The organism is Pseudomonas sp. Pseusp16 (genome assembly GCF_047324915.1).
Classification (GTDB): Bacteria; Pseudomonadota; Gammaproteobacteria; order Pseudomonadales; family Pseudomonadaceae; genus Aquipseudomonas; species Aquipseudomonas fluorescens_CD.
On the sequence record NZ_CP168522.1, the window covers coordinates 4,720,056 to 4,733,033 of the forward strand.

General features: G+C 61.8%; 10 protein-coding genes. 9 read left to right on the forward strand and 1 reads right to left on the reverse strand.

The annotated features are described in order from the left end of the window. Positions 1-20: 20 nt before the first annotated feature. A complete protein-coding gene (rpmE, locus tag ACEN8Q_RS21375) occupies positions 21-239 on the reverse strand; it encodes a 50S ribosomal protein L31 (protein WP_007975586.1) in 219 nt (72 codons plus the stop codon). 284 nt (positions 240-523) lie between these two features. Here rpmE and ACEN8Q_RS21380 point away from each other — a divergent pair, with 284 nt between their 5' ends. The 9 genes from ACEN8Q_RS21380 to phaC (ACEN8Q_RS21420) all read left to right on the forward strand — a co-directional run bounded on the left by ACEN8Q_RS21380 (position 524) and on the right by phaC (ACEN8Q_RS21420) (position 12,875). Continuing rightward, positions 524-2,743: a primosomal protein N' gene (locus ACEN8Q_RS21380; RefSeq protein ID WP_413703710.1), complete on the forward strand. Its 2,220-nt coding sequence runs from the start codon at positions 524-526 to the stop codon at positions 2,741-2,743. 239 nt (positions 2,744-2,982) lie between these two features. After that, a complete protein-coding gene (gene argS, locus ACEN8Q_RS21385) occupies positions 2,983-4,719 on the forward strand; it encodes an arginine--tRNA ligase (protein WP_413428503.1) in 1,737 nt (578 codons plus the stop codon). A 1-nt stretch (position 4,720) separates the two neighbouring features. Continuing rightward, entirely contained in the window at positions 4,721-5,434 is a 714-nt protein-coding gene (locus ACEN8Q_RS21390; protein WP_322615501.1) for an SPOR domain-containing protein, read from the forward strand. A gap of 231 nt (positions 5,435-5,665) precedes the next feature. After that, the gene (hslV, locus tag ACEN8Q_RS21395; protein ID WP_008017029.1) at positions 5,666-6,196 is read left to right on the forward strand and encodes an ATP-dependent protease subunit HslV; all 531 of its coding nucleotides are present in this window, start codon (positions 5,666-5,668) and stop codon (positions 6,194-6,196) included. 55 nt (positions 6,197-6,251) lie between these two features. Beyond that, positions 6,252-7,589 carry an ATP-dependent protease ATPase subunit HslU gene (hslU, locus tag ACEN8Q_RS21400; protein ID WP_413428504.1) on the forward strand — a complete coding sequence of 446 codons (1,338 nt, stop codon included), beginning with the start codon at positions 6,252-6,254 and terminating at the stop codon, positions 7,587-7,589. A gap of 153 nt (positions 7,590-7,742) precedes the next feature. Then, complete coding sequence (locus ACEN8Q_RS21405; RefSeq protein WP_008017032.1) at positions 7,743-8,120, forward strand: gamma-butyrobetaine hydroxylase-like domain-containing protein; 378 nt, start codon at positions 7,743-7,745, stop codon at positions 8,118-8,120. A 259-nt stretch (positions 8,121-8,379) separates the two neighbouring features. After that, positions 8,380-10,059, forward strand: a complete 1,680-nt coding sequence (gene phaC, locus ACEN8Q_RS21410) for a class II poly(R)-hydroxyalkanoic acid synthase (RefSeq protein WP_413428505.1) — start codon at positions 8,380-8,382, stop codon at positions 10,057-10,059. Positions 10,060-10,222: 163 nt separating this feature from the next. After that, positions 10,223-11,077, forward strand: coding sequence for a poly(3-hydroxyalkanoate) depolymerase (gene phaZ, locus ACEN8Q_RS21415; protein WP_008017034.1), 855 nt, complete (start codon positions 10,223-10,225; stop codon positions 11,075-11,077). A gap of 115 nt (positions 11,078-11,192) precedes the next feature. Further along, the gene (gene phaC, locus ACEN8Q_RS21420; protein ID WP_413428506.1) at positions 11,193-12,875 is read left to right on the forward strand and encodes a class II poly(R)-hydroxyalkanoic acid synthase; all 1,683 of its coding nucleotides are present in this window, start codon (positions 11,193-11,195) and stop codon (positions 12,873-12,875) included. The last annotated feature ends 103 nt before the right edge of the window (positions 12,876-12,978 follow it).

Genomic DNA, 12,978 nt, shown 5'->3' on the forward strand with positions numbered 1-12,978 from the left:
GCTCCCCAAGTTGATTGGCCTTAGGCCTTTTTCGCGCCGAAAGCACCGAAACGGTCGGCGAACTTCTGTACGCGACCACCGGTGTCCAGGGTCTTCTGCTTACCGGTGTAGAACGGGTGGCATTCGTTGCAAACGTCGATCGCCAGGGCTTTGCCGAAGGTCGAACGGGTTTCGAACTTGTTGCCGCAGCTGCAGGTAACAGCAACTGCCGGGTATTCTGGATGGATATCAGCTTTCATGGTGTCTTCCTCAGGCTAGCGTGCCGCCACCCAACACAATTGTTGAATACCGCACGTAATTAGGCCGCGGATTCTACCAGACAATCCTGATCACGCAAGCTGTCGCTTCTACCGACCGTCTGCTAGGCTCCCGGCCAAATCGCCACCCCTGTGGGAGCGGGCCTGCTCGCGAAGACGGAGTGTCAGTCAGCATTCAAATCGTCTGGCACACCGCTTTCGCGAGCAAGCCCGCTCCCACAGGTCATGGCCCTGCTGGTTACTTTTCGCCATTCGAGATCCCCCGCGTGCCCGACGCCATTCTGCGCCTCGCCCTGCCTTCGCCGCTGCGCCGCCTGTTCGACTACCGCGCTCCGGCCGGCGTCCTGCGCAGCCAGCTGCACCCTGGCATGCGCCTGCGGGTACCGTTCGGCCGGCGCGAGATGATCGGAATCCTGGTGGAAGTCACCAACACCAGCGAAGTGCCGGCCAAGAAACTCAAGCCGGCCCTGGCCCTGCTCGACGCTACCCCACCGCTGCCGCCCGCGCTGTTCAAGCTGTGCCTGTGGACCTCCCAGTATTACCAGCACAGCCTCGGCGACACCTTGAGCTGGGCGCTGCCGGTGCTGCTGCGCCAGGGCGAGCTGGCCGAAGCACGCCAGGAGCGGTTCTGGTCCGCCGCGCCGGGCGCCAGCCTCGATGATCCGCGCATCGCCCGCGCCCCGCGTCAGCGCGAAGCCCTGGCCACGCTGGCCCAGCATCCCCACGGCGTCGCCCATCAATTACTGAGCAAGCTGATGCTGAGCAAGGACAGCCTGGATTTGCTGCTGGCCAAGGAGCTGGTGCAAGTCGAGATCCGCCGCCACGCTCCGGGCGCACGCCACGAACACTGGCTGGCGCAACCGGAACTCCCATTGAACCCGGAGCAGCGCGCCGCATACGAGGCGATTCGAGCCGGCTTCGACAGTTATCACGCGTTCCTGCTGGCCGGCGTCACCGGCAGCGGCAAGACCGAAGTCTATCTGCAGTTGATCCGCGAAACGCTGGAGGCCGGCAAGCAGGCACTGGTGCTGATCCCGGAAATCAACCTGGGCCCACAGACCCTGGCGCGCTTCGAGCAACGTTTCAATGCCCGCATCGCGCTGATCCATTCGGCAGTCAATGACCGCGAACGCCTCGATGCCTGGCTGGCCGCACGGGACGGTGAGGCCGACATCATTATCGGCACCCGCTCGGCCCTGTTCACGCCGATGAAGAACCCCGGCCTGATCATCATCGACGAAGAGCACGACGGCTCCTATAAACAGCAGGAAGGTTTGCGCTACCACGCCCGCGATCTGGCACTGGTGCGGGCGCGACAGGAACGCATCCCGATCGTCCTCGGTTCCGCCACCCCTTCGCTGGAAAGCCTGCACAACGCCTACACTGGCCGCTACGGACTCCTGCGCCTGAATGAACGCGCAGGCGGTGCCAAGCAGCCGCGTTTCCTGCGTCTGGATGTCAAAAGTCGCCCGCTGGACAGCGGCATTTCCGGGCCGATGCAACAAGCCATCGGCCAGACCCTGGCCGCCGGGCAGCAGGTCCTGGTGTTCCTCAATCGCCGCGGCTTCGCCCCGACACTGTTGTGCCATGACTGTGGCTGGATGTCCGAGTGCCAGCGCTGCGATGCGCGGATGACCGTGCATCAGCGTTACGGCGAGCTGCGCTGCCACCATTGTGGCTACGTCGAACGCGTGCCGCGCCAGTGCCCGAAGTGCAACAAGGTCGATCTGCGCCCCGTTGGCGCCGGCACCGAACGGGCCGAGGAGCGCCTGGCGATTCTGTTCCCGGACTATCCGGTGCTGCGGGTCGACCGCGACAGCACTTCGCGCAAGGACGCGATGAACCAGTTGTTCGCAACCATTCAAAAAGGCCAGCCGTGCATCCTGATCGGCACGCAAATGCTTGCCAAAGGCCACCACTTTCCACGGGTGACGCTGGTGTCGATCCTCGACGCGGACGGCGGCCTGTTCTCCGGCGACTTCCGCGCCAGCGAGCGCATGGCACAGCTGATCGTCCAGGTCGCCGGCCGCGCAGGCCGCGCCGAAGAGCCGGGCAAGGTGATTATCCAGACGCACCTGGCCGACCATCCGCTGCTGGTGCAACTGACCGAGCAGGGCTATTTCGCCTTTGCGGAGCAAGCCTTGAGCGAACGCCGCGCGGCGGGTCTTCCGCCGTTCGCGCATTTGGCGCTGCTGCGAGCCGAGGCGCATAAGCCAGGGCAGGCCGAAGGTTTCCTTGATGAGGCGTGCAGCGAGGCCGAGCGTTTGCTGGCCGAACAGAACCTGAGCGGCATCGAGCTACTGGGGCCGGTACCGGCACCGATGGAGCGTCGGGCCGGACGTTACCGTGCCCAGCTACTCTTGCAGGCCACGGCCCGGGCGCCGCTGCATCGGTTGCTGGCCAGTTGGCTGCTGGTGCTGGAACAGATGCCGAGCGGGCGGGCGGTGCGTTGGTCGCTGGATGTTGATCCGGTGGATTTGTATTGATTTTGAGATCGCTTTCGCGAGCAAGCCCGCTCCCACAGGGGAATTTGTGCTGAATGCAGAACTTGTGCACACCCGAGATCTACTGTGGGAGCGGGCTTGCTCGCGAAGAGGCCTTAATTGTCACCACACATCCATAACCTGCCTGCTAAGGTTGGCAAGCCCGTCTTCGCAACGGATAATGCCCAGTTTTTCCACCAGCGCACGATGCGCCGCCGCGCCAGCGGTCGAAAGAGAAGACCATGAAAGACACCATTCGCCAGCTGATCCAACAAGCCATCACCCAACTCGTCAACGAAGGTGTGTTGCCTGAAGGCCTGTCGCCGGCGATCCAGGTGGAAAACTCCCGCGACAAGAAAAATGGCGACTTCGCCAGCAACATCGCCATGATGCTGGCCAAGCCGGCCGGCATGAAGCCCCGCGATCTGGCGGAAAAAATCATTGCCGCGCTGCCGGCTGACGAAAACGTCTCCAAGACCGAAATCGCCGGCCCTGGCTTCCTGAACTTCTTCCAGAACACCGACGCCCTGGCCGCACGCCTGGACGCCGCCCTGGCCGACGCCAACATCGGCGTGCGCAAGGCCGGCCCGGTACAGCGCACCGTGGTCGACCTGTCGGCTCCGAACCTGGCCAAAGAGATGCACGTCGGCCACCTGCGCTCGACCATCATCGGCGACGGCGTGGCCCGTGTTCTGGAGTTCCTCGGCGACACCGTGATCCGTCAGAACCACGTTGGCGACTGGGGCACCCAGTTCGGCATGCTGATGGCTTATCTTCAGGAAAACCCGATCACCAGCGACGAACTGTCGGATCTGGAAAACTTCTACCGCGCCGCCAAGCAACGCTTCGACGAATCCGAAGAGTTCGCCGACCGCGCCCGTGGCCTGGTGGTCAAGTTGCAGGCCGGCGATGCCGATTGCCTGGCGCTGTGGACCAAGTTCAAGGACATCTCGCTGTCGCACTGCCAGAAGATCTACGAACTGCTCAACGTCAAACTGACCATGGCCGATGTGATGGGCGAAAGTGCCTACAACGACGACCTGATCAATGTGGTCAACGACCTCAAGGCCGCGGGCATGCTGGTCGAAAGCAACGGCGCCCAGTGCGTGTTCCTCGACGAGTTCAAGAACGCCGACGGCGACCCGCTGCCGGTGATCATCGTCAAGGCTGATGGCGGCTATCTGTACGCCACCACCGACCTGGCAGCCGTGCGCTACCGCAGCGGCAAGCTCAAGGCCGATCGCGCGCTGTACTTCGTCGACCAGCGTCAGGCCCTGCACTTCCAGCAAGTGTTCGCCGTGGCGCGCAAGGCCGGTTTCGTGACCCATCCGATGGAAATGGAACACATGGGCTTCGGCACCATGAACGGCGCTGACGGCCGTCCGTTCAAGACCCGTGATGGCGGCACCGTGAAGTTGATCGACCTGCTGACCGAAGCCCAGGAACGCGCCTACACCCTGGTCAAGGACAAGAACCCGGAGCTGGCCGAAGCCGAGCTGCGCAACATCGCCAAGGTCGTGGGCATCGGCGCGGTGAAATACGCCGACCTGTCCAAGCACCGCACCAGCGACTACAGCTTCAACTTCGACCTGATGCTCAACTTCGAAGGCAACACCGCGCCGTACCTGCTGTACGCCTACACCCGCGTGGCCGGTGTGTTCCGCAAACTCGGCAAGGACTTCAGCGAAGTCGAAGGCCAGATCGTTCTGGAAGCGGCGCACGAACACGAACTGGCGGCGAAACTCGCGCAGTTCGGTGAAATCCTGAACAACGTGTCCGAAAAAGGCACCCCGCACATCCTCTGCACTTACCTGTACGACGTTGCCGGCCTGTTCTCCAGCTTCTACGAGAACTGCCCGATCCTCGCCGCCGATACCCCGGCACAAATGCAGAGCCGCCTGCGCCTCGCCGCGCTGACCGGACGCACTCTCAAGCAAGGCCTGGAACTCTTGGGCCTGGAAACTCTGGAGCGTATGTAAGTTGGCTGCCAAGAAAAAACCTGCACCCAAGCGTGGCGCCAGCCGTTATCAAGCTCCTGCAAAACAACCGATCCCGGGCTGGCTATGGATGGCCATTGGCCTGACGGTCGGCGCGTTCATCGTGTTCCTGATGAAACTGGAACCGGGCAAGGGCAGCGACACGGTCAAGCGTGAAAAGGTCGAGCAACAGCAACAACAGAAAGCCAGCAAGATCGCCGAGGCCAACAAGACCCCGCCGAGCCCGACGCAGCCGGTGAAGCCGAAGTACGACTTCTACACCTTGCTGCCGGAATCGGAAGTCATCGTGCCGCCCGATGCCGTACCGGAAAAGACCCTGCCGACGCCGCAAGTGCCAGCCATCCCGACAACGCCGGTCACCCCGGCCGAAGCGGCGAAGATCGACACGGCTCGTGCCCAGGCAGCCCTGGCCGGGATCACGCCTCCGCCAGCACCTCCGGTCAAGGCGGCGCCAGTGACCAGATTCTTCCTGCAAGCCGGTTCGTTCCGCAAGGAGGCCGATGCGGACAAGGTCCGGGCGCAGATCATCCTGCTGGGCCAGGCCGTCTCGGTCGAGTCCGGAACGGTGAAGGACGAAACCTGGTATCGGGTTCTGGTCGGACCGTTCAGCAACCGCGAACAACTGACCACCGCCCAGAAACAACTGGCCGGCGCCGGCTTCAGTAATCTGTTGTTACAACAACGCCAGAACCGCTGAGCCCTTCAGGACCACCGCGTCATCGTTCTTCGCGAGCAAGCCCGCTCCCACAAGGTCTACGCGCCCCCTGTGGGAGCGGGCTTGCCCGCGAAGGCGTCAGAACAGACACCACAAGACCCTCGACCAAGCCACCGCTCGTCCCCTCTCCCGCTCCGCAGTTGAAATCCTTTCCACCACCCCCATATGTGTTGGGATAAGGCATTTTCGCCCCGCTGCGTGGAGACTCTTCCCTTGACCACCATCGTTTCAGTTCGCCGCCACGGCAAAGTCGTCATGGGCGGCGACGGCCAGGTTTCCCTCGGCAATACCGTGATGAAAGGCAACGCGAAAAAAGTTCGTCGCCTGTACCACGGCCAGGTCATCGCCGGGTTTGCCGGTGCCACCGCTGACGCCTTTACCCTCTTCGAACGCTTCGAAGGCCAGCTTGAAAAACACCAGGGCCACCTGGTGCGCGCCGCTGTCGAACTCGCCAAGGAATGGCGCACCGACCGCTCCCTGAGCCGCCTTGAAGCCATGCTCGCGGTCGCCAACAAAGACGCCTCCCTGATCATCACTGGCAACGGCGACGTGGTCGAGCCAGAAGAAGGCCTGATCGCCATGGGTTCCGGTGGCGCCTACGCCCAGGCCGCCGCCAGCGCCCTGCTGAAAAAGACCGACCTGTCGGCCCGGGAAATCGTCGAAACCGCCCTCGGTATCGCTGGCGACATCTGTGTATTCACCAACCACACCCAGACCATTGAGGAGCAGGACTGCGCCGAGTAAGCCCGTGCCGCCCACCGCACCACGGCCCATTCTTGCTTGAGGTCCACTGAATATCATGCCCATGACTCCCCGTGAAATCGTCCACGAACTCAACCGCCACATCATCGGCCAGGACGATGCCAAGCGCGCCGTAGCCATTGCCCTGCGCAACCGCTGGCGCCGCATGCAGCTGCCTGAAGAACTGCGTGTTGAAGTGACGCCAAAGAACATCCTGATGATCGGCCCGACCGGTGTCGGTAAAACCGAGATCGCCCGACGCCTGGCGAAACTGGCCAACGCACCGTTCATCAAGGTCGAAGCGACCAAGTTCACTGAAGTCGGCTATGTCGGCCGCGACGTCGAATCGATCATTCGTGACCTGGCCGATGCCGCGATCAAGCTGCTGCGCGAACAGGAAATCGTCAAGGTACGCCACCGCGCTGAAGACGCTGCCGAAGAGCGCATCCTCGACGCCCTGCTGCCGCCGGCACGCATGGGTTTCAGCAGCGACGATGCCCCGACCCAGGATTCCAATACCCGTCAGCTGTTCCGCAAGCGCCTGCGCGAAGGCCAGCTGGACGACAAGGAGATCGAAATCGAAGTCGCCGAAATGGCCGGCGTCGATATCTCCGCGCCACCGGGCATGGAAGAAATGACCAACCAGCTGCAAAGCCTGTTCGCCAACATGGGCAAGGGCAAGCGCAAGAGCCGCAAGCTCAAGGTCAAGGAAGCGCTCAAGCTGGTGCGCGACGAAGAAGCCAGCCGCCTGGTCAACGATGAAGAGTTGAAGGCCAAGGCCCTGGAAGCGGTCGAGCAGCACGGCATCGTGTTCATCGACGAAATCGACAAGGTCGCCAAGCGTGGCAATACCGGTGGCGTCGATGTATCCCGCGAAGGCGTGCAGCGCGACTTGCTGCCGCTGATCGAGGGCTGCACCGTCAACACCAAGCTGGGCATGGTCAAGACCGACCACATCCTGTTCATCGCTTCCGGTGCGTTTCACCTGAGCAAGCCGAGCGACCTGGTGCCGGAACTGCAAGGTCGCCTGCCGATTCGTGTCGAACTCAAGGCCCTTTCGCCAGAAGACTTCGAACGCATCCTCAGCGAACCGCACGCCTCGCTCACCGAGCAATATTGCGCGCTGCTGAAAACCGAAGGCCTGGGCATCGAGTTCCAGCCGAGCGGCATCAAGCGCATCGCGGAGATTGCCTGGCAGGTCAACGAGAAAACCGAAAACATCGGTGCCCGTCGCCTGCACACCTTGCTCGAGCGCCTGCTCGAAGAGGTGTCGTTCAGCGCCGGCGACCTGGCCAGCGCCCATGACGACAAGGTGATCCAGATCGACGCCGACTACGTCAACAGCCACCTGGGCGAATTGGCGCAGAACGAAGACCTTTCCCGTTATATCCTGTAAGCCATACTTACGGTAATCGCGGCCCCTGTGGGAGCGGGCTTGCTCGCGAAAGCGGTCTGACATTCGACATTGATGTTGAATGTCATGGCCTCTTCGCGAGCAAGCCCGCTCCCACATTTAAATCGGGGTCTGCCACATAACGGACTTCAGGCCATGACCCAACTCCCCACTGACATCAAGCTGCACAAAGCCTCGAAAACCCTGTCGCTGAAATACGCGTCCGGCGAGGAATACACCCTGCCCGCCGAATTCCTGCGCGTGCATTCTCCTTCCGCCGAGGTCCAGGGCCACGGCAAACCCATCCTGCAGTTTGGCAAGATCAACGTAGGCCTGACCAAGGTAGAACCGGCCGGTCAGTACGCACTGAAACTGACCTTCGATGACGGTCACGACAGTGGTCTGTTTACCTGGGAATACCTCTACGAACTGGCGCGACGTTATGACGCACTCTGGGATGACTATCTGGCCGAACTGAAAGCGGCTGGAAAAACCCGCGATCCGAACGAATCCGTCGTCAAACTGATGCTCTAGCCTGAGCCTCTTGCTCTTTAGAGGGCATTTTCTAATTTCATCTGTTTGAATGCTCCGCTCCAGGGCCGCCGATCGGCCTGCTTGCGAAAAAAATTAAACTCGGGTAACCAATGGAACTGGCAAGTTCCCTGCAGTGCTCTCTGCATTAAAAAAGCAGCGATGCAGTATTAACGGTCACCCCGAGCAGTAGTACCTGGCATTGGCTGTGTGACTACACAGCAGGACCCGGTACTCGTCTCAGGACAATGGAGCGTCGTAGATGAGTAACAAGAATAACGATGACTTGAAGAATCAAGCCTCGGAAAACACCTTGGGGCTGAATCCTGTCGTTGGACTGCGTGGAAAGGATCTACTGGCTTCTGCTCGCATGGTACTCAGGCAGGCCATCAAACAACCGATTCACAGCGCCAGGCATGTTGCGCATTTCGGCCTTGAACTCAAGAACGTGCTGCTCGGCAAATCCGAGCTGCTACCGACCAGCGATGACCGTCGCTTCGCGGATCCGGCCTGGAGCCAGAACCCGCTCTACAAACGTTATCTGCAAACCTACCTGGCGTGGCGCAAGGAACTCCACGACTGGATCGGCGACAGCAACCTGCCGCCCAAGGACGTCAGCCGCGGGCATTTCGTGATCAACCTCATGACCGAAGCCTTCGCCCCGACCAACACGGCGGCCAACCCGGCGGCGGTCAAGCGCTTCTTCGAAACCGGTGGCAAAAGCCTGCTCGATGGCCTCTCGCATCTGGCCAAGGACCTGGTGCATAACGGCGGCATGCCGAGCCAGGTCAACATGGGCGCATTCGAGGTCGGCAAGACCCTTGGTGTGACCGAGGGCGCAGTGGTCTTTCGCAACGACGTGCTGGAGCTGATCCAGTACAAGCCGATCACCGAGCAGGTGCATGAACGCCCACTGCTGGTGGTACCGCCGCAGATCAACAAGTTCTACGTTTTCGACCTGAGCCCGGAAAAAAGCCTGGCGCGGTTCTGCCTGCGCAACAACGTGCAGACCTTCATCGTCAGCTGGCGCAACCCGACCAAGGAGCAGCGCGAGTGGGGCCTGTCGACCTACATCGAAGCGCTCAAGGAAGCGGTTGATGTGGTCACCGCCATTACCGGCAGCAAAGACGTGAACATGCTCGGTGCCTGCTCCGGCGGCATCACCTGCACCGCGCTGCTGGGCCACTACGCAGCAATCGGCGAGAACAAGGTCAACGCCCTGACCCTGCTGGTCAGCGTGCTCGACACCACCCTGGACAGCGACGTGGCCCTGTTCGTCGACGAGCAGACCCTCGAAGCCGCCAAGCGCCAATCGTACCAGGCCGGCGTGCTGGAAGGCCGCGACATGGCCAAGGTCTTCGCCTGGATGCGCCCCAACGACCTGATCTGGAACTACTGGGTCAACAACTACCTGTTGGGCAACGAACCGCCGGTTTTCGACATTCTGTTCTGGAACAACGACACCACCCGGTTGCCTGCGGCGTTCCATGGCGACCTGATCGAAATGTTCAAAAGCAATCCATTGACCCGCGCCGATGCACTGGAAGTGTGCGGCACGCCGATCGACCTGAAGAAGGTTACCGCCGACATCTTCTCGCTGGCCGGCACCAGCGACCACATCACGCCGTGGCGCTCCTGCTACAAGTCGGCGCAACTGTTCGGCGGCAACGTTGAATTCGTGCTGTCCAGCAGCGGGCACATCCAGAGCATTCTGAACCCGCCGGGCAATCCGAAATCGCGCTACATGACCAGCACCCAAATGCCCGCCGATGCCGATGACTGGCAGGAAGAGTCGACCAAGCACGCCGACTCCTGGTGGCTGCACTGGCAGGCATGGCAGGCACAGCGTTCGGGCAACCTGAAAAAAGCACCGGCAAAACTGGGCAACAAGGCCTACCCGGCAGGGGAAGCCGCACCGGGCACTTACGTGCATGAGCGGTAACTGACACACCTCGCCCTACTGTAGGAGCGAGCTCGCTCGCGATGGACGTCAACGATAACGAGCACTGCCTGGTTAACGTGTCGTCCTCGCGTTTTTCGCGAGCAAGCTCGCTCCTACAGGGGATGAGGAAGAATTCAAGAGAGCGACCCACAGGGCCAGAAGCATGCCGCAACCCTTCATATTCCGTACCGTCGAGCTGGATGGCCAGACGCTCCGCACGGCGGTACGCCCCGGCAAGCCTCACTTGACGCCCCTGCTGATTTTCAACGGCATTGGCGCCAACCTGGAGCTGGTGTTCCCGTTCATCGCGGCGCTGGACCCGGACCTGGAAGTCATCGCTTTCGACGTACCCGGCGTCGGCGGTTCGTCGACACCGAACCGGCCGTATCGTTTTCCGGGGCTGGCCAAGCTCACGGCGCGGATGCTCGACTATCTCGACTACGGGCAGGTCAATGTCATCGGCGTGTCCTGGGGGGGCGCCCTGGCCCAACAGTTCGCTTACGACTATCCGGAGCGCTGCAAGAAACTCGTGCTGGCGGCGACGGCGGCAGGTGCGGTGATGGTACCGGGCAAGCCGAAAGTGCTGTGGATGATGGCCAGTCCGCGACGTTACATCCAACCGTCCCACGTAATTCGCATTGCGCCGATGATCTACGGCGGCGCTTTCCGTCGCGACCCGACGCTGGCCGCGAGCCATGCGGCCAAGGTGCGTTCAGCGGGCAAGCTCGGATACTACTGGCAGCTGTTCGCCGGCCTCGGCTGGACCAGCATCCACTGGTTGCACAAGATCCGTCAGCCGACCCTGGTACTGGCCGGCGACGATGACCCGCTGATCCCGTTGGTCAACATGCGCTTGCTGGCCTGGCGGATTCCCAACGCCCAGCTGCACATCATCGATGACGGGCATTTGTTCCTGATTACCCGGGCCGAAGCTGTGGCCCCGATCATCATGAAATTCCTGGAAGAGGAGCGCCAGCGCGCGGTGATGCATCCGCGTCCGGCGCCATTGGGCAGCTAAACCGCTGCATCAGCGGCCGGCAGGACGCCACGCCGCGCAACAACCCGTTACAGCGTCTATGGTGTTCTGGTTCGGTGTGTTTGTTTTTAGCCTGAAGACGAAGGAGTGTTGACTCATGCGCGAGAAACCAGCGAGGGATTCGTTACCGACTCCCGCCGCGTTCATCAATGCACAGAGTGCGATTACCGGCCTGCGCGGTCGGGATCTGTTATCGACCCTGCGCAGTGTGGCCGCCCATGGCTTGCGCAATCCGGTGCACAGTGCCCGACATGCCCTCAAACTCGGCGGCCAGCTTGGTCGTGTGCTGCTGGGTGAAACCCTGCACCCGACCAACCCGCAGGACACTCGCTTCGCCGATCCGGCGTGGAGCCTCAACCCGTTTTACCGGCGCAGCCTGCAGGCCTATCTGAGCTGGCAGAAGCAGGTCAAAAGCTGGATCGACGAGAGCGACATGAGCCCGGACGACCGCGCCCGCGCCCACTTCGCTTTCGCCTTGCTCAACGACGCCGTATCGCCCTCCAACACCCTGCTCAATCCATTGGCGGTCAAGGAGCTCTTCAATTCCGGTGGTAACAGCCTGGTGCGTGGCATCGGCCATCTGGTGGACGATCTGCTGCACAACGATGGCTTGCCCCGGCAAGTCACCAAGCAAGCGTTCGAGGTCGGCAAGACGGTCGCCACCACCACCGGTGCCGTGGTGTTTCGCAACGAACTGCTGGAGTTGATCCAGTACAAGCCGATGAGCGAAAAGCAGTATTCCAAGCCCCTGCTGGTGGTGCCGCCACAAATCAACAAGTACTACATTTTCGACCTGAGCCCCCACAACAGCTTCGTCCAGTACGCGCTGAAAAACGGCCTGCAGACCTTCATGATCAGCTGGCGCAACCCGGATGTGCGTCACCGTGAATGGGGGCTCTCGACCTACGTGGAAGCCGTGGAAGAGGCCATGAATGTGTGCCGGGCGATCACCGGCGCACGCGAGGTCAACCTGATGGGCGCCTGCGCCGGCGGGTTGACCATTGCCGCGTTGCAAGGCCACTTGCAGGCCAAGCGGCAACTGCGCAGGGTGTCCAGTGCGACTTATCTGGTGAGCCTGCTCGACAGCCAGCTGGATAGCCCCGCTTCGCTGTTCGCCGACGAGCAGACTCTGGAGGCCGCCAAGCGCCGCTCCTATCAGAAAGGTGTGCTGGACGGCCGCGACATGGCCAAGGTCTTCGCCTGGATGCGCCCCAACGATTTGATCTGGAGCTACTTCGTCAACAACTACCTGTTGGGCAAGGAGCCGCCGGCGTTCGACATCCTCTACTGGAACAACGACAGCACGCGCCTGCCGGCCGCCCTGCATGGCGACCTGCTGGACTTCTTCAAGCACAACCCGCTGACCCACCCGGGCGGCCTGGAAGTGTGTGGCACGCCGATCGATTTGCAGAAGGTCACCGTCGACAGCTTCAGCGTCGCCGGCATCAACGATCACATCACGCCGTGGGATGCGGTGTATCGCTCGACGCTGTTGCTCGGTGGCGAGCGGCGCTTTGTGCTATCCAACAGCGGTCATGTGCAGAGCATCCTCAACCCGCCGAGCAACCCGAAAGCCAACTACGTCGAAAACGGCAAACTGAGCAGCGACCCCCGCGCCTGGTACTACGACGGCAGGCATGTCGACGGCAGTTGGTGGACCCAATGGCTGAGCTGGGTTCAGGAACGCTCCGGCGCACAGAAGGAAACCCACATGGCGCTCGGCAACCAGAACTATCCACCGATGGAAGCTGCGCCCGGTACCTACGTACGTGTGCGCTGAACCTAAAAAAATGCCGCAGTCAGTCTCCGACCCGGTAGGAGCGAGTATGCTCGCGATGGATATCCAGACGCCGCGGGTAATCAGGTAGCCCGCGTAATCGTTA

Excerpts from the sequence above, each read along its gene's own strand:
- argS (WP_413428503.1), top strand. The coding sequence starts at position 2,983 with ATGAAAGACACCATTCGCCAGCTGATCCAACAAGCCATCACCCAACTC.
- phaZ (WP_008017034.1), top strand. The coding sequence starts at position 10,223 with ATGCCGCAACCCTTCATATTCCGTACCGTCGAGCTGGATGGCCAGACG.
- phaC (WP_413428505.1), top strand. The coding sequence starts at position 8,380 with ATGAGTAACAAGAATAACGATGACTTGAAGAATCAAGCCTCGGAAAAC.
- phaC (WP_413428506.1), top strand. The coding sequence starts at position 11,193 with ATGCGCGAGAAACCAGCGAGGGATTCGTTACCGACTCCCGCCGCGTTC.
- hslU (WP_413428504.1), top strand. The coding sequence starts at position 6,252 with ATGCCCATGACTCCCCGTGAAATCGTCCACGAACTCAACCGCCACATC.
- ACEN8Q_RS21405 (WP_008017032.1), top strand. The coding sequence starts at position 7,743 with ATGACCCAACTCCCCACTGACATCAAGCTGCACAAAGCCTCGAAAACC.
- rpmE (WP_007975586.1), bottom strand. The coding sequence starts at position 239 with ATGAAAGCTGATATCCATCCAGAATACCCGGCAGTTGCTGTTACCTGC.